The sequence below is a fragment of the Bacteroides caccae genome, assembly GCF_002222615.2.
In the GTDB taxonomy this organism is placed as follows: Bacteria; Bacteroidota; Bacteroidia; order Bacteroidales; family Bacteroidaceae; genus Bacteroides; species Bacteroides caccae.
Map to the genome: position 1 here is coordinate 1131717 of NZ_CP022412.2, position 25312 is coordinate 1157028.

At 39.6% G+C, this 25312-nt stretch carries 25 protein-coding genes; 12 read left to right on the plus strand and 13 right to left on the minus strand.

What is annotated here, in order from left to right; genetic code table 11:
* Positions 1-23 precede the first annotated feature (23 nt).
* Positions 24-1121, plus strand: coding sequence for a tRNA 2-thiouridine(34) synthase MnmA (gene mnmA, locus CGC64_RS04310; protein WP_005676975.1), 1098 nt, complete (start codon positions 24-26; stop codon positions 1119-1121).
* A gap of 140 nt (positions 1122-1261) precedes the next feature.
* On the opposite strand, the gene CGC64_RS04315 is transcribed toward mnmA, so the two are convergent.
* Complete coding sequence (locus tag CGC64_RS04315; RefSeq protein WP_005682443.1) at positions 1262-2782, minus strand: GH3 auxin-responsive promoter family protein; 1521 nt, start codon at positions 2780-2782, stop codon at positions 1262-1264.
* 137 nt (positions 2783-2919) lie between these two features.
* On the opposite strand from CGC64_RS04315, the gene CGC64_RS04320 reads away from it, so the two are divergent.
* Positions 2920-3930 (plus strand): ATP-dependent 6-phosphofructokinase, encoded by a 1011-nt coding sequence (locus CGC64_RS04320; protein WP_005676979.1) that lies wholly within the window; start codon positions 2920-2922, stop codon positions 3928-3930.
* Here the strand turns inward: CGC64_RS04320 and rnc are convergent.
* From rnc to CGC64_RS04335, 3 genes are read right to left on the minus strand one after another with little or no spacing between them, the layout of a single operon-like run.
* Positions 3872-4861, minus strand: coding sequence for a ribonuclease III (gene rnc, locus CGC64_RS04325; RefSeq protein WP_005676980.1), 990 nt, complete (start codon positions 4859-4861; stop codon positions 3872-3874). The two genes, CGC64_RS04320 and rnc, sit on opposite strands and share 59 nt — an antisense overlap.
* On the minus strand, positions 4827-6089 hold the full coding sequence (fabF, locus tag CGC64_RS04330; RefSeq protein ID WP_005676981.1) for a beta-ketoacyl-ACP synthase II: 1263 nt from the start codon (positions 6087-6089) through the stop codon (positions 4827-4829). The genes rnc and fabF overlap by 35 nt, the downstream gene beginning before the upstream one ends.
* Before the next feature lie 18 nt (positions 6090-6107).
* The gene (locus CGC64_RS04335; protein ID WP_002558672.1) at positions 6108-6344 is read right to left on the minus strand and encodes an acyl carrier protein; all 237 of its coding nucleotides are present in this window, start codon (positions 6342-6344) and stop codon (positions 6108-6110) included.
* Positions 6345-6442: 98 nt separating this feature from the next.
* Between CGC64_RS04335 and purN the strand changes: the two genes are divergently transcribed.
* From purN to CGC64_RS04350, 3 genes are read left to right on the plus strand one after another with little or no spacing between them, the layout of a single operon-like run.
* Positions 6443-7066, plus strand: a complete 624-nt coding sequence (gene purN, locus CGC64_RS04340) for a phosphoribosylglycinamide formyltransferase (protein ID WP_005682440.1) — start codon at positions 6443-6445, stop codon at positions 7064-7066.
* Between the two features lie 31 nt (positions 7067-7097).
* The gene (locus tag CGC64_RS04345; protein WP_005676986.1) at positions 7098-8531 is read left to right on the plus strand and encodes an MBOAT family O-acyltransferase; all 1434 of its coding nucleotides are present in this window, start codon (positions 7098-7100) and stop codon (positions 8529-8531) included.
* 9 nt (positions 8532-8540) lie between these two features.
* Complete coding sequence (locus CGC64_RS04350) at positions 8541-9476, plus strand: hypothetical protein (RefSeq protein WP_005676987.1); 936 nt, start codon at positions 8541-8543, stop codon at positions 9474-9476.
* A gap of 19 nt (positions 9477-9495) precedes the next feature.
* On the opposite strand, the gene pdxB is transcribed toward CGC64_RS04350, so the two are convergent.
* A complete protein-coding gene (gene pdxB, locus CGC64_RS04355; RefSeq protein ID WP_005676988.1) occupies positions 9496-10539 on the minus strand; it encodes a 4-phosphoerythronate dehydrogenase PdxB in 1044 nt (347 codons plus the stop codon).
* 117 nt (positions 10540-10656) lie between these two features.
* Between pdxB and CGC64_RS04360 the strand changes: the two genes are divergently transcribed.
* From CGC64_RS04360 to CGC64_RS04380, 5 genes are all read left to right on the plus strand, one after another.
* Positions 10657-11262 carry a DUF4254 domain-containing protein gene (locus CGC64_RS04360; RefSeq protein ID WP_005676990.1) on the plus strand — a complete coding sequence of 202 codons (606 nt, stop codon included), beginning with the start codon at positions 10657-10659 and terminating at the stop codon, positions 11260-11262.
* A gap of 3 nt (positions 11263-11265) precedes the next feature.
* A complete protein-coding gene (locus tag CGC64_RS04365; RefSeq protein WP_005676992.1) occupies positions 11266-12297 on the plus strand; it encodes a glycosyltransferase family 9 protein in 1032 nt (343 codons plus the stop codon).
* 23 nt (positions 12298-12320) lie between these two features.
* Positions 12321-13424 (plus strand): UDP-galactopyranose mutase, encoded by a 1104-nt coding sequence (glf, locus tag CGC64_RS04370; RefSeq protein WP_032855102.1) that lies wholly within the window; start codon positions 12321-12323, stop codon positions 13422-13424.
* A 12-nt stretch (positions 13425-13436) separates the two neighbouring features.
* Positions 13437-14474 (plus strand): hypothetical protein, encoded by a 1038-nt coding sequence (locus CGC64_RS04375; protein WP_005676995.1) that lies wholly within the window; start codon positions 13437-13439, stop codon positions 14472-14474.
* 112 nt (positions 14475-14586) lie between these two features.
* Positions 14587-15498, plus strand: a complete 912-nt coding sequence (locus tag CGC64_RS04380) for a lipopolysaccharide kinase InaA family protein (RefSeq protein ID WP_005676997.1) — start codon at positions 14587-14589, stop codon at positions 15496-15498.
* Here the strand turns inward: CGC64_RS04380 and CGC64_RS04385 are convergent, their stop codons facing one another.
* From CGC64_RS04385 to CGC64_RS04415, 7 genes are all read right to left on the minus strand, one after another.
* Positions 15499-16320 carry an FkbM family methyltransferase gene (locus CGC64_RS04385; RefSeq protein ID WP_005676998.1) on the minus strand — a complete coding sequence of 274 codons (822 nt, stop codon included), beginning with the start codon at positions 16318-16320 and terminating at the stop codon, positions 15499-15501.
* On the minus strand, positions 16317-17450 hold the full coding sequence (locus CGC64_RS04390) for a glycosyltransferase family 4 protein (RefSeq protein WP_005676999.1): 1134 nt from the start codon (positions 17448-17450) through the stop codon (positions 16317-16319). The genes CGC64_RS04385 and CGC64_RS04390 overlap by 4 nt, the downstream gene beginning before the upstream one ends.
* A gap of 34 nt (positions 17451-17484) precedes the next feature.
* The gene (locus tag CGC64_RS04395) at positions 17485-18297 is read right to left on the minus strand and encodes a LicD family protein (protein WP_005677000.1); all 813 of its coding nucleotides are present in this window, start codon (positions 18295-18297) and stop codon (positions 17485-17487) included.
* Positions 18298-18315: 18 nt separating this feature from the next.
* A complete protein-coding gene (locus CGC64_RS04400; protein ID WP_005677001.1) occupies positions 18316-19047 on the minus strand; it encodes a phosphocholine cytidylyltransferase family protein in 732 nt (243 codons plus the stop codon).
* Positions 19044-20093, minus strand: coding sequence for a pyridoxal phosphate-dependent aminotransferase (locus CGC64_RS04405; protein ID WP_005677003.1), 1050 nt, complete (start codon positions 20091-20093; stop codon positions 19044-19046). Before CGC64_RS04405 ends, CGC64_RS04400 begins: the two co-directional genes overlap by 4 nt.
* 1 nt (position 20094) lies before the next feature.
* Complete coding sequence (locus CGC64_RS04410; protein WP_005677005.1) at positions 20095-20904, minus strand: glycosyltransferase family 2 protein; 810 nt, start codon at positions 20902-20904, stop codon at positions 20095-20097.
* A gap of 243 nt (positions 20905-21147) precedes the next feature.
* A complete protein-coding gene (locus tag CGC64_RS04415; protein WP_005677006.1) occupies positions 21148-22056 on the minus strand; it encodes a glycosyltransferase family 2 protein in 909 nt (302 codons plus the stop codon).
* A gap of 137 nt (positions 22057-22193) precedes the next feature.
* Here CGC64_RS04415 and CGC64_RS04420 point away from each other — a divergent pair, with 137 nt between their 5' ends.
* Entirely contained in the window at positions 22194-23162 is a 969-nt protein-coding gene (locus tag CGC64_RS04420) for a glycosyltransferase family 2 protein (protein ID WP_005677007.1), read from the plus strand.
* 122 nt (positions 23163-23284) lie between these two features.
* A complete protein-coding gene (glf, locus tag CGC64_RS04425) occupies positions 23285-24427 on the plus strand; it encodes a UDP-galactopyranose mutase (RefSeq protein ID WP_005677008.1) in 1143 nt (380 codons plus the stop codon).
* 61 nt (positions 24428-24488) lie between these two features.
* Here the strand turns inward: glf (CGC64_RS04425) and CGC64_RS04430 are convergent, their stop codons facing one another.
* Positions 24489-25307, minus strand: coding sequence for a glycosyltransferase family 2 protein (locus tag CGC64_RS04430; protein WP_032855083.1), 819 nt, complete (start codon positions 25305-25307; stop codon positions 24489-24491).
* Between the last annotated feature and the right edge of the window lie 5 nt (positions 25308-25312).

Here is a 25312-nt window from a genome sequence, read left to right on the forward strand (position 1 = left end):
GGGAAAATCCTTAATTTTGCAGCATGATAGAAGAAAACAAACGAGTATTGTTAGGAATGAGTGGCGGTACGGATAGTTCCGTTGCCGCTATGAGACTGCTGGAGGCCGGATATGAGGTGATCGGGGTGACTTTTCGTTTTTATGAATTAAATGGCTCGACCGAATATCTGGAAGATGCCCGTAGTTTGGCGGAGCATTTGGGAATCCGTCATATAACGTACGATGCCCGTGAAGTATTCAATAAGCAGATCATTGAGTATTTCGTGCAGGAATATATGGCGGGGCGTACACCGGTTCCCTGTACCTTATGCAATAATTATTTGAAATGGCCGTTGTTAGCGGAACTTGCCGATGAAATGGGCATATTCTATATTGCCACAGGGCATTACGTTCGGAAAGTTAAGTTGGAAGATACCTATTATATCACATCTGCGGCTGATTCGGACAAGGATCAGACGTTCTTTTTATGGGGATTGAAACAAGATATTCTCCGTAGAATGTTATTGCCAATGGGAGATATCACGAAAGTGGAAGCCCGTGCATTGGCTGCTGAACGTGGCTTCCGGAAAGTTGCTACTAAAAAGGACAGCTTAGGGGTTTGTTTCTGTCCAATGGATTATCGGAGTTTTTTAAAAAACTGGTTGGATAAAAATGATCAGCTTTTTACCGCACATGGTCAGAAATGGTCAGAAATAGTCAGACGAGGGCGGTTTGTCGATGAAACGGGGCATTTTATTGCTTGGCATGAAGGATATCCTTTTTATACCATCGGACAGAGACGCGGGCTAGGGATACATCTGAATCGTCCTGTTTTTGTGAAAGATATATTTCCGGAAAAGAATGAGATAGTACTTGCCCCTCTTCAATCTCTAGAGAAAACAGAAATGTGGCTGGATAATTGGAACTTGATAAACGAAAACCGTGTACTCGGTTGTTCTGATATAATCGTGAAGATACGGTACCGCAAACAGGAGAATCACGGTACGGTAACTGTTACTCCGGAACACTTATTGCATATACAGCTTCATGAACCGTTGACTGCTATTGCTCCGGGACAAGCTGCCGCATTCTATAAAGATGATTTGCTGCTGGGGGGAGGGATTATAGTAAAAGCCCGATAACTATCCGACAGCCGGAATAACTTGTGCGAACCCAAGTCTCATCCATGCTGAGACCCGGATTCCGTCTACACGACACCCGGGTCTCAGGCAAGTAATCTTTGCAAAAAAGAAAACCTGTAATAACTATATGATAAGTTTCTCTATATTTGAGGGCTGGAATTCAATGCCAGCATTGTCTCTATGTATTCACGTGTATTGCTGAGTCTGGGGACTTTGTGCTGTCCTCCCAACTTCCCTCTCTGTGCCAGCCAGTCATGGAATAGTCCCGGTCGGGCAACGATTACTTCCAAGGGTTGCAATGCAATATCTTTCCAACGTTTTGCTTCATAGTCGGAGTTTACTTCCTTTAATGTTGCATCCAGTATTGCTGCGAACTTCTCAACGGAATCCGGCATTTTAGCGAACTCTATTAACCATTGGTGGCGGCATTTGGCATGTTCGTCCATAAACACCGGTGCGGCAGAATATTCACTCACTTGCGCCCCTGTTTCCGAACAAGCCTTTGCCAGTCCTTTTTCTGCATTATCTACGATTAGTTCCTCGCCAAAAGCATTGATGAAATGTTTGGTTCGTCCGGTAATGACAAATTTATAAGGGTTCTTGCCGGTAAATTTCACTGTATCCCCAATCATATACCTCCACAAACCGCAAGAGGTCGAAATGACCATTGCGTAATTCTTGTTAAGCTCCACTTCCTCAAGGCAATAGGCACGTGGATTCTCTTTGTCAACTTCTTCCAACGGAACAAATTCGTAGAAGATTCCGTAGTCGATCATCAGCAACATTGCAGGATCTGAAAGATCGTTCTGTGTGCCGAAATATCCCTCGGAAGCATTGTAGGTCTCTACATAGTGCATCTTCGGTGAATGAATCACTTGCTTGTATTGCTCACGGTAAGGAGTAAATGCAACTCCTCCGTGGAAGAAAACTTCCAGATTCGGCCATACTTCTTCCAACGTCTGTTTGCCTGTTTTTTCAAGGATCCGTTTGATAAGCACCAACATCCACGACGGTACGCCGGATAAACTTGTGACGTTGACCGGAATAGTACTGTTGGCTATCGCCTCTATCTTGGTTTCCCATTCGCTCATTAGTGCGATTTTCTTGCTGGGCACACGGACAAAATTGATAAGCGGATTGACATTTTGAATCAAAATAGCAGATAAATCTCCTACCAGGCTATGATTAGAATTGAGATTCGGACTATGGCTTCCCCCTAGGATCAATCCTTTTCCTGAAAAGAAATGGCTGTCCGGGTTGATGCGGAAGTAAAGTGCGGCAGCGTCTTTTCCTCCTCTGTAATGAATGTCTTGCAGTGCTTCCTTACTGACAGGGAGGAATTTACTTTTATCATTTGTCGTTCCGGAAGATTTGGCGAACCAACGTATTTCCGACGGCCAAAGCAGATTCTGTTCTCCTGCCCGCAAACGTTCTACATACGGCTTGATTTCCTCATAAGTCTGGATTGGAACACGTTTTCTGAAGTCTTCATAGCTGCGGATCGAGGAATAGTCGTACTTTTTTCCCCATTCTGTCTGAGCAGCCTGATGTACTAAGCGGTTTAGTACACTATGCTGTATCTCACTAGCCTGAGTAGCATATAGGTCTATCTGTTTTAAACGGGAATCAAAAGTCTTACTAATAATTTTTGTAATATTCATTTCTGCTTTGACATAATAATGTTTAGTCGTGCAAAAGTAACTTATTTATCTTTTTTTTCTATCTTTACGACGGAAATAATCGTTAAAAATTGACGGCTTTCATATAATCTCCGAGTTTTAGACTAAAAAATGCGACAATGAGAATCGGAATCTTAACATCAGGGGGAGATTGCCCCGGTATAAATGCCACTATTCGTGGCGTGTGCAAAACTGCCATTAACTACTACGGTATGGAAGTGGTAGGTATTCATAGCGGCTTTCAGGGGTTGCTCACAAAAGATGTAGAATCCTTTACAGATAAATCTTTATCGGGTTTGCTGAATCTTGGTGGAACGATGTTGGGGACTTCCCGCGAGAAGCCTTTTAAAAAAGGAGGTGTTATTTCGGATGTCGATAAACCTGCACTGATCCTTCAGAATATTCGGGAAATGGGATTGGATTGTGTTGTCTGTATCGGTGGAAACGGAACGCAAAAGACGGCTGCCAAATTTGCTGCCATGGGTGTAAATATCGTTTCGGTTCCTAAAACCATTGACAACGATATCTGGGGGACGGATATCTCTTTTGGTTTCGACTCGGCTGTAAGTATTGCTACGGACGCTATTGACCGGTTGCATTCTACCGCAAGTTCTCATAAAAGGGTGATGGTGATTGAGGTCATGGGACATAAAGCGGGTTGGATTGCTTTGTATTCCGGTATGGCAGGAGGGGGAGATGTTATTCTTGTGCCTGAAATACCTTATAGCATTAAAAACATAGGAAACACTATTCTGGAAAGATTGAAAAAGGGGAAACCATACTCTATTGTAGTAGTAGCTGAAGGCATTCATACGGACGGCCGTAAACGTGCTGCGGAATACATTGCACAGGAAATAGAGTATGAGACGGGTATTGAAACCCGTGAAACCGTATTAGGGTATATTCAACGTGGTGGTTCGCCTACTCCTTATGACCGTAATCTCTCTACCCGAATGGGCGGACACGCGACGGAACTGATTGCCAACGGGGAATTCGGGCGTATGGTTGCACTAAAAGGAGATACTATCGCTTCTATCCCTTTGGAAGAAGTGGCTGGGAAACTAAAGTTGGTTAGTGAGGATCACGATCTGGTGATTCAGGGACGTCGCATGGGGATTTGCTTTGGATAGATTCCACGATCGGTTCTGCCGTAATCTCATTGTCGAACTCATTTTCTTCCAATATATTGTCATTCAGCAATTCGATATCAGAGTCTGCATCCATTTCGGGTTCAGGTTCGGCTGCCATTGCTGATTGCTGCATTTTGGTTTCGTTGACGGTTGCCATGAAAGTCGGGTCCTTTACTTTCTTTATAGCCATTTGGGCGGCATTCTGTTGGGATTCTTTCTTGGAATATCCGGTTCCGGTTCCGGCAGGAAGTCCTTCAATGCGTACTTCTGTCTGGAAAACAGGATTGCTGTCCTGATCAAGGAATTGCTCAATCAGTTCAAAAGAAACCTCCAGTTTGCTCTTTTGGCTCCATTCGATCAGTTTTGATTTGAAGTTTACTTCTTTACGGGAGATTTTATCCAGATCAATATAACGATTAATGATTCGCTGCTCCATAAACTGTTTGCAGCGTTCATATCCCTGGTCCAGGTAGATCGCTCCGATAAATGCCTCGAAAGCATTCCCGTACATATAGCTGTTGTGGGAAGAAGAACGGGTTGAATATTTAATAAGTTTGTCCAGTCCGATCTCTACGGCAAGTTTGTTTAAAGTCTCCCGTTGTACAATCTTGGAACGTGTGTTTGTCAGGAAACCTTCCCGCTTCCCTTCAAAACGTTTGTAGACGATATCGCCTACGATAGCGTCGAGAATGGCATCACCTAAAAATTCCAGACGCTCATTGTTTAACGGACGCCCCTTGTCCGAACGGACAGATGAGGATTTATGTAAGAGAGCCTGCTCATAGAGCTGGATGTTACGCGGGTAGAAACCGAGTATCCGGTAAAAACAAAGATAAGACTCTCTATCCCTGTGGAACAAGAGCCTTATCTTATCTATTTGGTTTCGTAACACGATTTTACTCAGCGTATTTTTTGAAGATAACGCACGCATTATGACCGCCGAATCCGAATGTGTTGGACAAGGCAACATTAACTTCGCGTTTCTGTGCTTTATTGAACGTGAAATTAAGGTTATAGTCGATATTTTCGTCGTCGTCACCTTCTTCATGGTTGATAGTCGGGGGAACAATGCCGTTCTTGATGGCAAGGATACTTGCAATTGATTCTACCGCACCGGCAGCACCCAGCAAGTGACCTGTCATTGATTTTGTTGAACTGATGTTCAACTCGAACGCATGATCACCGAATACTTCTTTAATCGCTTTTGCTTCCGAAATGTCACCAACCGGAGTAGATGTACCGTGTACATTGATATAATCCACTTCTTTCGGGTCCATTTCCGCATCTTCCAATGCATTCATCATCACAAGTTTGGCTCCAAGACCTTCCGGATGAGAAGCTGTCAGGTGATGTGCATCAGCAGACATGCCTACACCGGCAACTTCTGCATAGATTTTAGCACCACGGGCTTTCGCATGTTCTAGTTCTTCCAGAATCAAGCAACCGCCACCTTCGCCCATGATGAAGCCGTCACGGCTTGCACTGAACGGACGTGAAGCCTTTTCGGGCTCGTCGTTGCGGGTTGACAGAGCATGCATAGCATTGAAACCACCTACACCTGCGGGGAAGATAGCCGCTTCCGAACCACCGGATACAATCACATTTGCTTTGCCCAGACGAATCAGGTTAAACGCATCTGCAATGGCATTGGTAGAAGTAGCACATGCCGAACAAGTCGCGTAGTTAGGACCATGGAAGCCATACATGATAGAAATCTGTCCGGCAGCGATATCCGAGATCATCTTCGGGATGAAGAACGGATTAAACTTCGGACCCATTTCCTGACGAGTGTAGTAGTTGCCTACTTCCTCTTCAAATGTATGTATACCACCGATACCGGCGCCAAAAATAACACCGATTCTGTTCAAGTCTTCTTTTTCTACATCAAGACCGGAGTCTGCTACCGCTTCTTTGGCAACTGCAATGGCGTACTGAGTGTACAGATCCATTTTCCTTGCCTCTTTACGATCGATATATTTCGTTACATCGAAGTTTTTCACTTCGCATGCGAATTGGGTCTTGAATAGCGACGCATCAAAATGAGTAATAGGCCCTGCTCCACTAACCCCGTTCACAATATTCTCCCAAAATTCGGGCACACCATTGCCAACAGGAGTAATGGCGCCAAGGCCTGTTACTACCACTCTTTTTAATTCCATATTGATGAAATCGGATAATTACTTAGCGTGTTCTTCGATATAAGATACAGCATCACCTACAGTACCAATCTTTTCTGCTTGGTCATCAGGAATAGAGATACCGAATTCTTTTTCGAATTCCATGATAAGTTCTACAGTGTCAAGAGAATCTGCTCCCAGGTCGTTAGTGAAGCTTGCTTCGGTTGTAACTTCTGATTCCTCTACGCCTAATTTATCAACGATAATCGCTTTTACTCTTGATGCAATTTCAGACATAACTTTAAGTTTTTAATTAATAATTAGTTTTATTTCTTTAAATTTGCGGTGCAAAGGAATGAATATTTATCGTTTTGCGCAAATATTTGACTAAATAAATGCAATGTTTTGCACATTTTTCACTGTTTTGTGCATTGAAATCGAGAGTTATGAAGAAAAACATCGCTATTTTCGCTTCCGGTTCCGGCTCTAATGCCGAGAATATTATCCGGTATTTCCAAAAGAATGACTCTGCTCAGGTGTCATTGGTGCTTTCCAACAAAAGTGATGCCTATGTTTTGGAGCGTGCACACCGTCTAGGAGTGCCCTGTAACGTGTTTACAAAGGAAGATTGGATAGCCGGAGATGAAATTCTGGCTGTTTTGCAAGAGTATCGAATTGATTTTATTGTGTTGGCAGGATTCCTTGTCCGCGTGCCGGATTTACTTTTGCATGCTTATCCCGATAAAATCATAAATATACATCCTGCACTTCTTCCGAAGTTCGGCGGGAAGGGGATGTATGGAGATCGTGTTCACCAGGCTGTGGTTGCTGCCGGTGAAAAAGAAAGCGGTATTACTATACATTATATTAATGAACACTATGATGAAGGAGATACGATCTTTCGGGCGACCTGTCCCGTTCTTCCGACAGATTCTCCTGGGGATGTCGCTGAGAAGGTACACGCTTTAGAGTACGAACATTTCCCACGAGTAATAGAACAGATTATAACGACGTTATAATCCCCACACTAAATTAGCCTTCTAAACTGTTATGTTGTTCAATTCAATAGAATATGTAATATTCTTGCCATTGTTTTTTATCGGATACTGGTTTATTTTTAAACGTTTGAAATTACAAAATATATTTGTTGTAATCAGTAGTTATATCTTTTATGGTTGGTGGGACTGGCGTTTTCTAATTTTAATAGCATTTACTACTTTGTGTAGTTATGCTAGCGGAATCCTGATAGAGCGGCAAGAACGTCGTTTGATTCAACGATGGATATGTGCGGCTAATATTACATTGAATTTGTTGGTGTTATGCATATTTAAGTACTTTAATTTCTTTTCTGAGAACTTTGTGTCCTTATTTGAGACTTTCGGGATTAAGTTGGATTGGGTAACATTAGATATTCTGCTTCCTGTTGGAATCAGCTTTTACACTTTTCAGGCTCTCAGCTATACTATTGATATATATCAGCATAAAATGAAACCGACACATGATATGGTGGCATTTTTTGCTTTTATCAGTTTCTTTCCTCAATTAGTGGCAGGTCCTATCGAAAGGGCTACTAACTTGTTGCCGCAGTTCTTGAAAGTTCGCACGTTCGATTATGGACAGGCAGTAGACGGAATGCAGCAGATACTGTACGGGTTATTTAAGAAAATGGTGATAGCCGATAATTGTAGCCGATTGGTCGATATCGTTTTTAGCAATTACCAACAGTTGGGAAGCATACAACTATTTTTAGGAGCTGTCTTCTTCACCTTTCAAATCTACTGTGATTTTTCCGGTTATTCGGATATAGCTATCGGTACAGCCAAGTTGCTCGGGATTAAATTAATGAAGAATTTCGATTATCCGTATATCTCGCGTAATATAGCGGAGTTTTGGAGAAGATGGCATATTTCGCTAACGACATGGTTTAGAGATTACATTTATATTCCTTTAGGCGGAAGCCGGGTAGGGAAGTGGAAAAGTGTGCGGAATACTTTTATTATATTTCTCGTAAGCGGCTTCTGGCATGGAGCTAACTGGACATTTATTTGCTGGGGACTTTTCCATGCTTTATTATTCCTGCCTTTATTACTGACTTCTTCCAATAGAAAATATCGTGGCATTGTGGCAGAAGGAAAACTTCTTCCTTCCTGGAAGGAGGCTATTCAGATAGGAACAACATTTTTTCTGGTAGTAATCGGCTGGATACTGTTCCGGGCAGAAAATATGGAACAAGCTATCGGCTATATCGGACGACTTTTTTCTATGCAACAGTCTACCGGCAATATGCCTTCCCACTCTTTGGAGGTAGGATTGTATATTCTGCTTTTCTGGATTCTGGAATGGTTTCAGCGAGATAAGCCATATGCGTTGCAGATTCAGTTTCTAAAAAGTAAATCATTGCGCGTTGCTATCCTGACGTTTGTAATCTTATTCATAGAGATAACCATGGGTAAGTCCTCGGAGTTCATTTATTTTCAATTCTAAATAAGGAATATGAGAAAGTTCTTAAGAAATCTTCTTTTAGCATTAATTCCCGTAGCTGTTATTAATGCATTGTGTTGGGGAACGTTGGTCTTTTTAGCATGGCAAGATGATTTGACATATGTGAATTATGCGTCTGCACTGGATAAAGAAAAGCGTTTGGAAGAATTGGGAAATCAGTCCCGCTTGCTAATAATAGGTGGTTCTAACGCCCGCTTTGGCTTTGATTCTTCCATTCTGAGAGATACATTACATCTGGAACCTGTGAATATGGGAATACATATCGGGTTGGGATTGAATTATATGTTTGAGGAGGTTTACGACCATTTACGAAAAGGAGATGTGTTGCTCGTTTCTGCAGAATATAATCATTTTCTTAAGGAGGGCAGTTATTATGGGGATGAAGGTCTGACTGATATGTATCTGATAAAGCATGAATGGGGAAAGGCCTTATATAATATGGTAAATACACATAATTTTTTTTCGATGTATCGCTTGATTCGTAAACGTGTAAAACGGATAGGTATGGATATAGAAGATATACCGGAGAATATGGAAGTTCGTACTAAATATAATGAATATGGTGATTATACCGGACATTATAATCTATCTTCTGCCGGACATTGGGACAGTGCCCCATTACCTATGGTATCACCCGATGAAAAAGTTTTTATAGATTTGAAAGAGAAAATATCTACTTTAAGTGAGCGGGGGGTGACTATTTTCTTCTTGCCTCCTCCATATTGTCGTTCTTCTTTTCAAAATGATTCTTTGGCCATTAACCGTATCTCGGAGAGTTTGAAGGCTATAGGCTTTCCTTATTATTTGGAACCTTCCGGTTGTGTTTATCCTGATAGTATGTTCTATGACTCGCGTTATCATCTGATTAGGGAAGGTGTGGTGATGCATTCTCGGAAGATAGCAGGTGAGTTGAAAAGAACTTTATAAATATATGTGAGAAATTGTTTTATTCAATTTTTATTATGTAGGCTTTTTCTTCTCTTCGTAACGGATAGTTTCCCCGTAATTCTTCAAACAGTTCCGGTTGAGCTTTCAGCCGGTCGCTGTCTTCGACAGGGTTATATATTTGGAGCAATGCTTCTTCCTGACTTTGTGCATGAATGATAGGAGAGGTAGGTGCGGGAGCGTTAATTTCATACTTTCCCTCTATATGGAAGAACTTACAGATTGCATCCAGCGACATTCGCGTTGCATTAGCCTTGCCGTCAGCGGAATATCCGGCAATGTGTGGAGTGCCGATAATCACTTTCTCTAATAATTCACGATTGATTTCCGGTTCGTGTTCCCATACATCAATAATAGCGTCTGAGATAGAACCATTGTTCAATGCCTTCAAGAGAGTGTCCGTGTCGATAACTTCTCCTCGTGAAGTATTAATGATAACAGGTTTGCGTTTTAGCGAATTGAAGAAATCTTCATCTGCCAGGTGGAATGTTTTGTATTTGCCTTCTTTATATAAAGGTACATGAAAAGTGATGATGTCACATTCTTCCGCTATCTTATTTAAAGAGGTAAAGGATTCTTTTCCTTCTTTTTCTTCCCGTGGCAGATCGTTCAGTAGAACGCGTATGCCGAAGTCTTCGGCGACTTTGGCAACTTTACTCCCCACATTTCCTACTCCTACGATTCCAATAGTCAGTTCGTCCAGTTTCTTATTTCTGAGAGACTTCCATATCAGGAGTGAAGATTGAATATATTGGGCAACAGAAGCTGAGTTGCAACCGGGTGCATTTGTCCATTCGATACCTGCCCGCTTACAATATTCAGTATCGATATGGTCGAACCCTATGGTTGCCGTAGCTATAAACTTTACCCGGCTGCCTTCCAGTAATTCCTGATTGCAGTGAGTACGGGTCCGGATAATCAGCGCATCTGCGTCTTGTACCAGTTTCGGAGTAAAATCCTTTCCGGGGGCGTAGATTATTTCGTCGGCTATTGTCTGGACAGCCTCTTTTATATAAGGTATCTTATTATCGATAATAATTTTCATATACAATCTGTATTTAGTTCCCACAAAGGTAGGAAATAAAAAAGTAAGAAAGGGTTGCTTGTCTGAAAAATATTACATAGATTTGCCCTATTATATATCTATAAGCTAGTTAAGATTATGACATTTAGTAACCTTTGCAACGAGATTTTTTGGAAATCGACGACTGATTACCACGTAACGGACAGTGTAGATGCACCGATGAACAATCCTTACGAGTTGAAGACGATTGAGTATTATTTATACTTGAAAAATTGGATCGATGCCGTTCAATGGCATTTCGAAGATATTATCCGTGACCCTCAAATTGATCCTGTAGAAGCACTGGCTTTGAAAAGAAGAATTGATAAGTCCAATCAAGACCGTACTGATCTGGTTGAACTGATTGATAGTTATTTTTTGGACAAATACAAAGCTGTTAAACCGCTTTCTGATGCAACTATCAATACAGAGAGTCCTGCATGGGCAATTGACCGGCTTTCTATTCTTGCGTTGAAAATTTACCACATGAAGCAGGAGGTGGAACGTACGGATACTACCGAAGAACATTGTGAGCAATGCCGGACCAAGCTGAATATTCTGTTGGAACAGCAGAAAGACCTTTCTTCTGCTATCGAACAGTTGTTGGCAGACATTGAGGCCGGAAGAAAATATATGAAAGTATATAAACAGATGAAGATGTATAACGACCCGGCGTTGAATCCGGTGCTTTATGCAAAAAAATAACGAATGGCGCGTATTCTCATTATCCGTTTTTCAGCCCTTGGCGATGTAGCCATGACAATACCTGTGATACATTCGCTTGCTGTGCAATATCCACAGCACGAAATCACTGTATTAAGTCGTGCCGTATGGCAGCCTCTTTTTCAAAGTTTGCCTGAAAATGTGAATTTTGTCGGAGCTGATCTGACAGGTAAGCATAAAGGGCTATGGGGATTGAACAGCCTTTACTCGGAACTGAAAAGGATGCATTTCGATTACGTGGCGGACTTTCATCACGTACTTCGTTCGAAATATCTGTGTCTGCGGTTTCGCCTTGCCAATATACCGGTTGCTTTCATTTGTAAAGGGAGAGCCGGAAAAAAGAAACTGGTTCGCCGCCGTCATAAAGTGCTGGAGAACCAGAAAAGTTCTTTCCGTCGTTATGCTGATGTGTTAGAAAAGTTGGGACTGCCGGTTTTATTGAACTTTTCTTCTATTTATGGAGAAGGAAAGGGTGATTTCGCAGAGATTGAACCGATGACAGGACCGAAAGGAAAACAAAAATGGATCGGTATTGCTCCTTTTGCCAAGCATAAGGGCAAGATTTATCCGTTAGAATTGCAGGAACAGGTTGTTGCTCATTTTGCTGCTAATCCTGCGGTGAAAGTTTTTCTGTTTGGCGGTGGGAAAAGCGAACAGGAAGTCTTTGACTCCTGGATTGCCAAATATCCTTCGGTGGTTTCCATGATCGGTAAATTGAATATGCGTACGGAACTGAATCTGATGAGTCATCTGGATGTGATGTTGTCTATGGACTCTGCTAATATGCATTTGGCATCTCTGGTGAATATACCTGTGGTTTCCGTTTGGGGAGCCACTCATCCTTATGCCGGATTTATGGGGTGGAAACAATTACCGGTCAATACAGTACAACTCGATTTATCCTGTCGTCCTTGTTCGGTTTATGGACAGAAGCCTTGCTGGCGGGGCGACTATGCTTGCTTGAGGGATATAACTCCCGAACAGGTGATTGCAAAGATTGAGGGAATCATTGATTAATCATAAATAGCTTTTGAATGTATATGAAAGAATATGACTATCTGGTAGTTGGAGCAGGGCTGTTTGCGGCTGTGTTTGTTCGTCAAGCCATTGATGCGGGCAAGCGCTGTCTTGTTATAGATAAACGTAGTCATATCGGCGGAAATATCTATTGTGAGAATGTAGATGGCATTCATGTACATCTTTACGGAGCGCACATCTTTCATACAGACAATAAAGAGGTCTGGGATTATGTGAACCGTTTCGTAACATTTAATCGCTACACTAATTCTCCATTAGCTAACTATGAAGGCATATTATATAATCTGCCTTTTAACATGAATACTTTTAATAAGTTATGGGGAGTTAACACTCCTAAAGAGGCTAAGGATAAGATTGAAGAACAACGTAGCGAATATGCACATATCCAGGCTCCTGCCAATCTGGAAGAACAGGCTTTGACGCTTTGTGGAAAAGATATTTATCAGAAACTAATCAAGGGATATACGGAAAAACAGTGGGGGCGTCCTGCAACGGAGCTTCCGGCCTTTATTATAAAACGACTTCCTTTCCGTTTCGTTTATGATAATAATTATTTTAATGACGAGTATCAAGGCATTCCTAAAGGCGGATACAATAAGCTGATTGAAAGTTTGTTTGAAGGAGCTGATGTGCGTTTGGGGACGAATTATTTTTCTGCTCGTGAAGAACTGGATTCGCTGGTGGATAAAGTATTGTTTACCGGATGTATTGACGAGTATTACGATTTTCGTTTCGGGCATTTGGAATACCGTAGTCTTCGTTTTGAACACGAACGTCTGGAAATGGAAAATTATCAGGGGAATGCGGTCATTAATTATTGTGAAAGAGAGATTCCTTATACCCGTGTTATCGAACATAAACATTTCGAATTTGGTAAGCAGCCGCATACGGTGATCACCCGCGAATATCCTTCTGTATTCACTCCCGGGGACGAACCTTATTATCCGGTGAATGACGAGAGAAATATGCGGTTGTACGAGAAATACAAGGAGTTGGCTATACATACTCCCGGAGTCTTGTTTGGCGGACGTTTAGCTCAATACGCTTATTTTGATATGGACGATACAGTGGCTGCCGCATTGGTTTTGGCGCAAAATGAACTATAAAATATCATTCCTATGATTTGTTATCTATCAAGAAATTACCGAGGTGTCGATAATGCCGGAAATAAAGCAAAAACAGACATTGAACAGATAATGGAGTCGCATGGCTTCCGGAATGTCGGGCTGAAACAAACCCGGTATAGAAATGTCGTTGTAGCTTTTTGTCGTACCTTATTCAGTGTGCTGAAGAGTATTCTCTGTTTGCGTAAAGGCGATGTGCTGGTACTGCAATATCCTTTGAAGAAATATTATGCATTTGTCTGCAATATGGCTCATCTACGTGGCTGCAAGGTGGTGACGTTGATTCATGATTTGGGTAGTTTTCGTCGTAAGAAGCTGACTATTCCCCAAGAAATAGCGCGCTTGGATCACTCGGACTGTGTGATTGTACATAGTGAACGTATGAGGGACTGGCTGCTTGAACATGGAATTAAGGCCAAGCTGCAGATATTGGAGATATTTGATTATTTATCCGATAGCCAACCTGTTGCCGGCAATGATTCGCCGAAATCACCGAACCGCATCCTGTTTGTCGGTGCTTTGTCTTCTTATCATAATGATTTCTTATATAAACAGGTAAATTCTCCCCGTTCTTATGATATAGTACTCTATGGAAGTGGCCTTGAAACCGAAAAACTGGAAGGAAAAGTTGATTATAAAGGCTTTGTCTCTTCGGACGAGCTGATAGCGACGGCAGAAGGCGAATATGGACTTGCCTGGTATGGATCTTCTTTAGAGGGAGGAAGTGGTGCTTTGGGAGAATATCTTCAATATAACGCTCCTCATAAAATGTCTCTCTACATACGTTGCGGTCTTCCGATTATCGTTTGGGAGAAAGCCGGGCTGGCGCCTTTTGTGAAGAAGAACAATGTGGGTATATGTATCTCTTCTTTGACGGAACTTGAAGATATTTTACCTAAAATAAGTGCAGGACAATACATGGAAATGAAGAAAAATGTATTGCAAATAGCCGATAAACTTTCGCATGGATATTATTGCTTTAAGGCAATAAAGCAAGCCTGCGCAGACTTGGGAGTCGAAATAAAGGGCTAAATTGTCCCCTTTTATCTTAGTTCTGCGATAAAAGAAAAAAATATAGTCGGAATATGCCCTAATTTCTTTATCTTTGCACAATCTTTGTAAGTAGGATTTATAGAAGAGTGTAATGAGAGTGATTGTAAATCCCAAGTACACACATTTGCAAAAACAGATAGAGGAGATTCCCAAGTTCTTTGCGGATGAAGGAAAGGTGGTGTATGATGGGCGTAATATTCTAAAACGGATTAGTCTGGATAACGTTGATGTTGTTGTGAAAAGCTTTAAAAAGCCTCACATCATTAATCGTGTTGTCTATTCATATTTCCGCCAATCCAAAGCTGCCCGCTCCTATATCTATTCCATGGAACTTCAGAAGCATGGTTTCAATACTCCGGAACCGATTGCCATGATCGAACAATTTCAGAAAGGTCTTCTTACAAACAGCTACTATGTTTGTTGCTATGACAATGGTGAAACCGTTCGTTATTTGATGGACGGTAAGGTTGAGGGAAATGAAGACAAGTTACTGGCGTTCGCGCGTTACACTTTTGCATTACATCAGGCGGGTATTTTACATTTGGACTATTCTCCCGGCAATATTCTGATTCATCAGAATGGAGCAAATGAATATAGCTTCTCTTTGGTTGATGTGAACCGTATGCAGTTATTACCGGAAATAGATTGTGATAAAGTTTGCCGTAATATGTGCCGTCTGTGCATATCCCGGGAAGTGCTGGCATATATAATGACCGAATATGCTTCTTTGCGGGGTTGGGATGTAGCGGCTACTGTCAAGCTCGCTCTTTATTACAGTGATCAGTTCTTTACCCACTACATTTACCGTCGTGCAGCCCGAAAAGAGAAGTCAAAACATATCGTTTCGCATATTTTATTGTTCCGCTTATGTCGCTCTACGCGTAAGTTCCTTTCCTGGGAGCCTCACTTCTCGCATTATTTATTAGCGAAGGAAAAACATATTTATGATACCTACTTGTGTAAGTATGATTATTGCGATTTGCTATCTTCTGACTATCGGTAGTTAATTTACTTTCTTGTTGCCTCGAAGAACAACACTCCTGATCTTGTGTCTGAAAAATCCTTTTTGATTTCTGTATGTGCAGTTGTGTTTATCAAGAAACGCAGAAATAACCTCCTCGTCATCATGTAGGTGATAAGTACAGATGGCGAAATCTATTTTCTTGCAATCCCGGAAAAGCTGTTCACATCCGGCCAGCGCACGGCGCTCAGCCCCTTCTATATCCATTTTTATAAATAGATGCTCGTCCGGTTTGTCTCTGAAGAAATCGTCCAGTTTCTGTTCTTTGGGAGAATTACGGTTGCTCACATACTTCTGAACAATGGTTACCTTGTCTTTCCATGGCTCAAAAGTGGCCCTGATAGCTTCCAGCCACGATTCGTTCTGCTCAAATAAATAAACATGTTTGGCTTCTTCGATAATCTCCAGCGAAGAATATCCTTCGGCACATCCCACGTCAACAAAAACCTTTCCCGTTACGTCCTTATTATTATTGAAATAATGGTGTGCGGAGCGTTGGTCTTGCTCTATCATCAACGCCCTGTAATACTTCTGGATTTTATGGGGAGGTGTTGTTCTTTGGAAGTACAGGCGTTTACCATCCTCCTTTAGTACATAATACAAATTCCTATTTTCGTCTTTCCGTACATCAACAGGCATACTCAAATACTCATCTTTGAATTCGTATAAGTGTCTTGAATATCCATGTTTTCTGATGTATTTATAATACTTCAGATAAGGAGAATCCGGCTTATACCCTTTCATAAAATAATATGGAAGCGTACCATATATAAATTTCTTTATTGAGTGTTTAAGTATGTTCATCGTATTAGTTTCTTGTAGATGTTAATAATTTCTTCCGATTGTTGTTTCTCAGAGAACCGTTTCGCGAATTCCCGTCCTTTCTCCACCATGTTCTTCCTTTTATCGGAATTTGAATATATTTGTTTAAATGCATCAGCCAGTCCGGTGATATCATCCGGGTTTACGTAGATAGAGTCGGGCCCTCCGGCTTCTTCCAGACATGAGCCTGTGGCGGCTACCACAGGAATACCCGAATATAGTGCCTCTATGATGGGGATACCGAAACCTTCAAAACGGGAAGGATATACAAAAATCTCTGCTGATTGATAAAAAGCGGGCAAATCGTTGAAAGGGACATTACTGATAATATGCACTCTTTCGCCTAAACCGTTATCTTTGATAAACTGTTCAACCTTTTCTGTGTAGCCTGTACGGCGTCCTACGATAACGATATGAATATGTTGCGGCAGCATAGGCAATGCCTGTACTGCTGCAAGAATATTTTTTCGTTCTTCAATGCTGCCTACATTAAGTATATAGTGGTCCGGCAACTGGTATTTTTTCCGTACCTCCTCCTTTTTTTCTTCCGTCACCGGATGAGTAAATGAGACGTCGCATCCTTGATAAACGACTTCTATTTTATCATCAGGGATGTTGAAGTATCGGATAATATCCCGTTTGGTACATTCACTGATAGCAATTATCTTATCAGCATTTTCGCACGCTTTACGGAATTTGTATGTATATATTTTCCTGTCAATAGATTGGTAATATTGCGGATACCTCAAAAATATCAGGTCGTGGATAGTTACAATACTTTTAATGCGACTTTTATGGATGTTGAGAGGAAGCTCGTTACTGAGTCCGTGGAATAACTCAATACCTTCTTTCTCCAATTGAGAGGTGATTCCCCATACGCGCCATAATGAACTTAGTTTTTTCCAAAAAGAAGTAGCAGGATAGGCGAGAGTGAGCTGCCGGTATTGTCCGGTTAATAGATTCATCCTTTTGTTTTCCCGTTTTTTAGGTGCATACAGGACATAGTCATTCTCCGGATAGAAGTGGCAAAGAATATCCGCTACATAGCGGCTATAATTACCTAACCCGGTGAAATTCTGCACTGCACGTTTTCCGTCAAAACCTATTCTCATCTCTGTTGTTACCTACTGCTTATATGGTTTATAATTAGACTTCAAAATCCCGATAAGGTTTATTCAAGTCCAAGTAATGAAAATTATGTTGTCTTTGTCCACTCTGTTTGGGAATCGTCATATAATCCCCATATTTCTGAGACAGATATGTGTCATATTCCTGTACACCCCATACTTCTTCGTTCTCGAACAAGACAGGGGTAGGAACTCCCAAAATCTTTTTTGGCATGATTCCTTTCATGCCGTCGTCATAGTCACAAATAAGATCACTCTTGTCAAAGTCGTATTTGGTCATAACCTCTCTGATGCTTTTCTGTACTTCGGTGAGTGTGAAAAACTTCCTGCATAGTAATGGTATCCATGAACTTGGCCCCTTTCCATGCTTATACGGGTCGCGGTGAATCAGGTAAAGAACCCGTTTGTAAAATTCATATTTGGCAAAATGCATTCTTTGTGCCATACGGCCTGTCGGCACACCGTCCAATGGGAATACATCAATATATACGCCTCCCAGATATTTAAGATGCATACGTTCAATTAATGTTGTGTCGGCATCCTGTATCTTGGCAAACGGAAGCGGGTATTCTTTGTCATTCTCAGCGCATACGGCTTCGTATGGCTCCGGCAACCATTCCTTGGCATTAGTCATTAATAGATCATAGTCTGCCCGTGGCATACCAATATCCAGATCATCATCCCAGGGGATAAATCCTTTGTGGCGTACAGCTCCCAACATCGTACCTGCCATGATATAATATCGCAGGTTATGTTCTTTACAGACTTTATCTATTGCTAGTAAATTCTTTAAGATGCGAAGCTGTAAGGGGCGAATATCGTAAGTGGCCATTTCTATTCAAATTTTATATTAGTAAAGACTAGCCGGAATCAGCTTCTGTGCTTGTTGGAAATCTTCTACCGTGTCCAGCTCTGCCGAAAAGAATTCGGTGGTGTCCATTACGTAGAAACTATATCCTTGTGGAATCAGTCTTTCAAACGCCCGTTCATAGAAAATATTGTCCAATCCTTCTGATAAGATCATCATCTCCAGTTCACGGAATAACGCTTGTGTGTATGCTGCCGACATCTTTTCAATACCTATTGATTCACCGATTGCATCAGGTATAGAGCAAACCTTACTGATTTCCACTACCTTTTGTTCATTGTCCACAATAACCTTAATTTCTTCGGCACCAAGTTCGTGGCGGTTGAGTGCCAATACATCGGCTTTGTCCGACCGGAGCAACTTCTCTACGATCTGGGGATCAAATACGATGTCACTATCCAGAAGTAATACCTCTTCCCCTTCCGTATAAGGGCGGGTCAGCCACAAAGAATAGATATTGTTGGTTGATTCATATTTATCATTGTAGATGAAAGTAATACTTTGAGCCGGATAATGAGCTTGCAGAAAGTCGACTATTTGTTGCTGGCGATATCCGGTGACAATGATAAATTCGTTAAAACCATTTTGTATTAAAGCGTCAAAAGCCCTTTCCAACAAACAACGTTCTCCTATCTTGAGCAAGCATTTGGGAGTTGTGTCGGTCAGTGGGCGTAGACGTGAGGCTATTCCTGCGGCTAGTATTACAGCTTTCATTTGGATGCGATTTCTTTGATTGTATCTATGACGATCCGGTTCTGCTCAGGGCGTCCCAGCGTGATGCGCAGATGAGTGTTGATATCCGGTTCATTCATAAATTTCACTTTATAACTCTGTTCGGCAAACGCTTTTTGCAGTGCTTCTTTTAATGCAATCGGATATTTGATTAAAATAAAGTTGGCTACCGATTCGTATACCTTAAATCCGGGCAGCACACCGATTTCTTTTTCATAGCGGGCACGATCTTCATTCATCAGTTTGGCGATGTTACGGTAGTGTGCATCCGATTTGAGTGCTGCAATAGCTATGTCTTCAGATATCCGGTTGTATCCCAGATATTTGTTGCTGTATTTGCTAAATTTTTCCAGTTCTTTACTCATGAAACCGAATCCCATGCGTAACCCCGGCAAGCCGTAAAACTTGGATAAAGTGCGGGAGATGATCAAATTCGGATATTTGTTCACCAGCTCTTTGATATATCTTGTGTCTGTTGAGACGAAAGAGGCGTATGCTTCGTCAATCAAGACCTTCGTTTTGGCAGGAACTTCAGCCAGCAACTCATCCAGTTCTTCCGGAGTCAGACCATTCCCGGTAGGATTATTGGGCGATGCAAGCAGTAAAATCTTCGGATTTTCTTTTTGTATCATATCTTTCATGGCGGCGAAGTCGTACTTGAACGTGTTTCCGTCTTCATAAAGAGGATATTGTAAAGTGCGACCGTTCACTTCATCTGCGATAGACTTATAATACCACCATGAGAATTTAGGAATCAACATCGTTTTATTTCCGTCTTCTTCTGTGAGGAAATAATGTACGGCCTGTTTCAGAATATCCTCTCCGCCGTACCCTAATAAAACTTGCGTCTCGTCTATATCGTATAATTCAGATAAGAAAACGGATAAAATGCTTTTTTTGCCTTCATCGTAAATACGGGTATAAAAGCAAAGTTTATTTATATCGAAGTTTTTGAGTGCTTCTACTACTTCTTTTGATGGGCTGTAGTTAAATTCGTTTCTGTCTAAAAAGTTTAAATTCTTTTCCATATTAGTTTTGTATGATTCCTTTTTCGCACCAGGTCAGCTTTTGGGTTTTGGTATCGCTCAAAATGCTGCGGTTATTGCTCAAATTGTCGGTTCCATGAAGTTCGTGATAAAGGTGGAATACAATTCCTGCAAATTTGATAGTACGCTTGCGCACTCCGCTATTGATGAGTCGGCACACTAATTCGTGGTCTTCGCTTCCCCAACCCGTAATTGCTTCGTTGTATCCGTTAACTTTCAACAGATCTTCTTTCCAAAAAGCCATATTACATCCTCTGGAATAAGAAATGTCCCACTGGCGATAATGTTGTAACAGAGGACTCAGCCATGGCAAGTGTACTCCGTTGATTGTATTTTTTGTTCCTTTGTCGTGGATAGATATAACGCAGTTTTTTTCTGCCAACATCTTTTTTGTCAGGGCTTCCCGGATTAGCACACGGCTACCTGTTACGAAACTGCCTTTTTGGGCAAAGCGAACATGATCTTTGACAAAGTCTTTATGCAAAACGATGTCTCCATCGATTTGTATGATGTATTCTTTAGTAGCTTTTACAATGGCTTTGTTACGGATTGTAGCTAATCTGAACCCTAAATCTTCATGCCACACATGTATAATGGGAACTACAGAAGTAGTTGCCAATTGATGAATTAACTCTCCCGTTTCTTCTTTAGAACCATCGTCTGCGATAATGATTTCATCGGGAAGGAGAGATTGACGTAGCACGCTTTTAACGCATAATTCTAATGCGTCGCTTCTATTATAAGTCGATATAATAAGCGATGTGCTAATCTTGCTCGCCATTGATTTATTCATAAATTTATTACTAAGTTAGTTAAATAGTTAAGGGGTTTGTACTAAAATTCTACAAATGTAGACATTTTATTTGGTTGTAACAAGTGTTACTGCCTTTTTTGCTAAACATTAGAGGGTTAGCTTCTTCTTTGAAATAATACGTGTATTTTAAGTTATGGTTTCATAGATTTCTTAATAAAGTTTATCTTGAAATATCGGTAGAATATAAATGTACGTTTTTTAGATAAATAGGTTAGCTCCATTTTAAGGAAGATATTCGATCTTTGGTTTAAAAAATAATCCATTCCAACAGGCTTTTCTAATGACTTTTAGAAATTCCTTTTTATCATTCCCTGGCCTTTTATTAATATGTCTAACTGCTCGTCTGTATGCGTTTATAACAGATATAAAAAATAGAAAATTCTTTTTTCTCATTCGACGCAGGAATATGTCATTTCGGAATCCATATTGAAATTTCCATAAAGCTTCTACCGGAGCATTTTGAAGTTGTGAGATATAGTTTTCTGTCGTTTTATGTATTACAGTACTTTGGCTTGCATATAAGCACACGTATCCATGTTGGTAAATTCTAGTAGTAAATTCAGTATCATCCCCCCAAATGAAGAACTCTTTTATAGGTAATCCTACCTCACGAACCGCTTTTGAGTTTATTAATAGTGAGACGAAAGACGCAGCTCTTATTAAAAGAACGTCAGCAAGATTTGAATAATAATTGATAGGAAGGTGTTGTTTATTCTCGCAATCAAATCTGGGAATATTCATTTTATGTATCATGCCATCTGTCCATACAACCCGGCTACATACATAACCAACATTTTTTGTAACAGTTGTTCCTTTAACCAGTTCTTCTAAAGCATTATTCATCGGAATTGTATCGTCGTCCATTATCCATGCCCAATCACAACCATCTAACACTACTCTTTTTATTCCCTCTGAAAATCCCCCTGCTCCACCAATATTTTGAGGTAGGTTAATAATGACAAACTGAGAATCTGCAATTAGTTCTTGTAGATAATCGCTCGTTCCATCTGTTGAGTTATTGTTTATGATATAAATCTTATTTATTTTGTATGTTTGGTTCTTAAGAGCGGAGATACATTCTTTAAGTAGACTGAGTCTATTGTATGTTACTATTACACAATTTATTTTCATTTGAGCTCATTTTTAGTTGTTTGAACAAAAATACGTAAATATCAAAGATAATCCAAATTCATGAAGAAGAATCTGGTAGGGATTGTTTGATAATGTAGTATATTTGCATTCAGTTCATAATTTATAAAATTCATAATATGCCTACTTTATCTATTATAATTCCAGTTTATAATTCGGAGAAATATCTAAAACAATGTCTTGACAGTATTTTGGCACAAGCTTCTGATGACTTTGAAATTTTATTGATAGACGATGGAAGTACTGATTTCTCCGGGAAATTGTGCGATGAGTATGCTAGTCGATATAATAATATTTATGTATTTCATGAGAAAAATAGAGGGGTAAGTGCTGCTAGAAATAAAGGTATTGAGCGGGCACAAGGGGAATATGTTATTTTTGTGGATAGTGATGATTGGTTGGAAAAAAATGCTTTATCTTTTTTAATGGCTCAGGAAAGTGATGTTGATTTAATCTTTTATGGTAGTTCATTTCATTCAGTGAATGGGAATGTGACTTTATATTCTCCCAATTTATGCATTTGTCATGGCTTTTCTGAGGTTCAGGAAGGGATGATTGATTTGATAACAAACCCGAAATATTATGATTACTTGGGTTTTACATGGAATAAGGTATTTAGAAGCAATATTCTGAAAGAATACAATATACGTTTTATTGAAAATTTATCTTATCGAGAGGATGAGGTTTTTACTTTACACTATGCTCATTATTGCAAGAAACTTATGATTTTACCTAATATTGTTTATAATTATAGAGTCTCAGATACCGGGTTAACGAAAAAAAAACATACTTATGATGAGTTTCTATTATTATCTCATGCATATCAAGAATCTTTGATTTATTACACAGATAAAAGACTTCAGGAGTACATGATTCTGCAAATTATTCGAAATTATCTGAATGCAATTAAACGAATTTCCAATATTAGAAAACGAAATACTATTATCAAAGAATTATGGGTATTTTATCAAGAAAAGAATATTTTCGATATGTCATTAAAGATAAAATCAGTATATCGTTATCTATTATGTCTTCCTAGTGCTTGGTTTATGAATATATATATGAGCATAAAACTTTTATTCAAATGATATAATGTATTTTAAAGTGCTTCTTTTAAAAAGGAATGGCGAACTTTTTGTATAGAGAGCTGTTTTTTTGATATATTTACGTGAGGATGTAATTAATTGTTTTATATGTAGAAATAGAACTTATGAAATATGATTATTTGATTGTTGGTGCAGGACTTTTTGGAGCAGTTTTTGCCAATAAAGCTAAAGAGTTGGGCAAGCGTTGTTTGGTTATTGATAGGCGTTCTCATTTAGGAGGAAATATTTATTGTGAAGAGAAATATGGCATTAATGTACATAAATATGGTGCACACATTTTTCATACATCAGATAGAGAGGTTTGGAAGTTCGTAAATTCTATTGTTGAATTCAATAATTTTATCAATTCCCCATTAGCTCAATATAGAGGGAAGTTATTTAATCTTCCTTTTAATATGAGTACATTTTATCAAATGTGGGGAGTGACGAAACCAGAAGAAGCCAAAGCTAAAATAGAAGAACAAAAAGCGAAGGCCTTTGAATTTATAAAAAATCAGGGACGTAATATTCCAATAAATTTAGAGGAACAAGCTTTAATGTTAGTAGGTCGTGATATTTATGAAGCATTAATAAAAGGATATACAGAAAAGCAATGGGGAAGATCGTGTCGGGAATTGCCAGCGTTTATAATCAGGCGCTTGCCGGTGCGTTTTACTTTTAATAATAATTATTTTAATGATACATATCAAGGGATTCCTGTCGGTGGCTATAATAAATTGATAGATGGTTTGTTGAATGATGTGGAGTGTAAATGTAATACTGATTTTTTTGAGAATCGTACTTACTTTGAGAATATAGCTGATATGATTGTATTTACAGGGGCAATTGATGAATTTTATCAATATCGTTTTGGAAAATTAGAGTATCGTTCTCTTATGTTTGAAGAAGAAGAACTTGATTGTTCTAATTACCAAGGAAATGCAGTGATAAATTATACGGAACAGAATATTCCGTACACAAGGATTATTGAGCATAAACATTTTGAATGTTTTGGAAATGAAGTGAATAAATGTTCTAAGACTATAATTACAAGAGAATATTCTGCTGAGTGGGAAGAAGGTAAGGAACCTTATTACCCAATTAACAATGATCGTAATAATACTTTATATGAGCAATATCGAGCGTTGGCTTCTTGTGAGAAAAATGTTATTTTTGGTGGACGTTTAGCAGAATATAAATATTATGATATGGCCCCGATAGTGAAGAAAGTGCTGAATATGTTTAAGACAAAGGCGTATGAGAGGTAGAAATTTAGTTGGTGTTTTTTATAGTTAATGTCAAAAAAGTACTTATTGTTCTTTTTACTCTTTATTTGTTTGAAAATAGTGAATTGATTTTATATAGGAACATGACAATTCGTTTTGCTCTTTTTTGAAATTTACGTGTTTTGTTGAGAATCGGAATTATGTCTTTAAATACAGACAGTTGCAGCTCAGTTAGTTCAATGGAGGCTTCGTAAAATGGTTTGGAGAGATTGCTTTTTAGCCATTTGATACGTTCTTGTTGTGATGTTTGATAATCTGAACTGATACCATTTTGATCGTATTCTGCTATGGTGTAGGGAATATGTTTATAGCTGCATTCCTTGAAAATAATAGACCGTACACTATGTATCCAATCAGCCATAATCTTATAATTTATATCGTATTTCTCATTTTGGAATAGTGTGTGATGTATGAAACAAGCTTGATGATGTAAAGACTTTGTTAGAAAGAACATTATGTCAGCCTTATCTGGACATTTATCTATTCGTCTTTTCCCTTTACCGACCATTTCTATATCTCCATAAATATATTCAGTTCCATCGAATGGTATTTTTTGAAGGATATTTTCAATTAAACAATCACCAGAATTTAGAAAATATAGGTATTCTCCATTGGCATGTTCTATACCTTTATTCATTCCGTCATATATACCTTTGTCAGGTTCTGAGATCCAATGGCTAAGATGGATATTTTCTTTTGCATACTTTTTTATGGTGTCTTTACTGCCATCTGTGGAATTCGCATCTATTATGATATGCTCATACGAAGAGAATGTCTGTTTCTTTATGCTTTCTAATGTTTGGATTAAGCCTGTGTTGTTATTGTAATTGACGGTAATGATACTTAAAGTTACTCGTTTCATGTTCA

Coding starts and splice junctions, on each gene's coding strand:
- mnmA (WP_005676975.1), top strand. CDS start 24: ATGATAGAAGAAAACAAACGAGTATTGTTAGGAATGAGTGGCGGTACG.
- CGC64_RS04315 (WP_005682443.1), bottom strand. CDS start 2,782: ATGAATATTACAAAAATTATTAGTAAGACTTTTGATTCCCGTTTAAAA.
- CGC64_RS04320 (WP_005676979.1), top strand. CDS start 2,920: ATGAGAATCGGAATCTTAACATCAGGGGGAGATTGCCCCGGTATAAAT.
- rnc (WP_005676980.1), bottom strand. CDS start 4,861: ATGCGTGCGTTATCTTCAAAAAATACGCTGAGTAAAATCGTGTTACGA.
- fabF (WP_005676981.1), bottom strand. CDS start 6,089: ATGGAATTAAAAAGAGTGGTAGTAACAGGCCTTGGCGCCATTACTCCT.
- CGC64_RS04335 (WP_002558672.1), bottom strand. CDS start 6,344: ATGTCTGAAATTGCATCAAGAGTAAAAGCGATTATCGTTGATAAATTA.
- purN (WP_005682440.1), top strand. CDS start 6,443: ATGCAATGTTTTGCACATTTTTCACTGTTTTGTGCATTGAAATCGAGA.
- CGC64_RS04345 (WP_005676986.1), top strand. CDS start 7,098: ATGTTGTTCAATTCAATAGAATATGTAATATTCTTGCCATTGTTTTTT.
- CGC64_RS04350 (WP_005676987.1), top strand. CDS start 8,541: ATGAGAAAGTTCTTAAGAAATCTTCTTTTAGCATTAATTCCCGTAGCT.
- pdxB (WP_005676988.1), bottom strand. CDS start 10,539: ATGAAAATTATTATCGATAATAAGATACCTTATATAAAAGAGGCTGTC.
- CGC64_RS04360 (WP_005676990.1), top strand. CDS start 10,657: ATGACATTTAGTAACCTTTGCAACGAGATTTTTTGGAAATCGACGACT.
- CGC64_RS04365 (WP_005676992.1), top strand. CDS start 11,266: ATGGCGCGTATTCTCATTATCCGTTTTTCAGCCCTTGGCGATGTAGCC.
- glf (WP_032855102.1), top strand. CDS start 12,321: ATGAAAGAATATGACTATCTGGTAGTTGGAGCAGGGCTGTTTGCGGCT.
- CGC64_RS04375 (WP_005676995.1), top strand. CDS start 13,437: ATGATTTGTTATCTATCAAGAAATTACCGAGGTGTCGATAATGCCGGA.
- CGC64_RS04380 (WP_005676997.1), top strand. CDS start 14,587: ATGAGAGTGATTGTAAATCCCAAGTACACACATTTGCAAAAACAGATA.
- CGC64_RS04385 (WP_005676998.1), bottom strand. CDS start 16,320: ATGAACATACTTAAACACTCAATAAAGAAATTTATATATGGTACGCTT.
- CGC64_RS04390 (WP_005676999.1), bottom strand. CDS start 17,450: ATGAGAATAGGTTTTGACGGAAAACGTGCAGTGCAGAATTTCACCGGG.
- CGC64_RS04395 (WP_005677000.1), bottom strand. CDS start 18,297: ATGGCCACTTACGATATTCGCCCCTTACAGCTTCGCATCTTAAAGAAT.
- CGC64_RS04400 (WP_005677001.1), bottom strand. CDS start 19,047: ATGAAAGCTGTAATACTAGCCGCAGGAATAGCCTCACGTCTACGCCCA.
- CGC64_RS04405 (WP_005677003.1), bottom strand. CDS start 20,093: ATGGAAAAGAATTTAAACTTTTTAGACAGAAACGAATTTAACTACAGC.
- CGC64_RS04410 (WP_005677005.1), bottom strand. CDS start 20,904: ATGAATAAATCAATGGCGAGCAAGATTAGCACATCGCTTATTATATCG.
- CGC64_RS04415 (WP_005677006.1), bottom strand. CDS start 22,056: ATGAAAATAAATTGTGTAATAGTAACATACAATAGACTCAGTCTACTT.
- CGC64_RS04420 (WP_005677007.1), top strand. CDS start 22,194: ATGCCTACTTTATCTATTATAATTCCAGTTTATAATTCGGAGAAATAT.
- glf (WP_005677008.1), top strand. CDS start 23,285: ATGAAATATGATTATTTGATTGTTGGTGCAGGACTTTTTGGAGCAGTT.
- CGC64_RS04430 (WP_032855083.1), bottom strand. CDS start 25,307: ATGAAACGAGTAACTTTAAGTATCATTACCGTCAATTACAATAACAAC.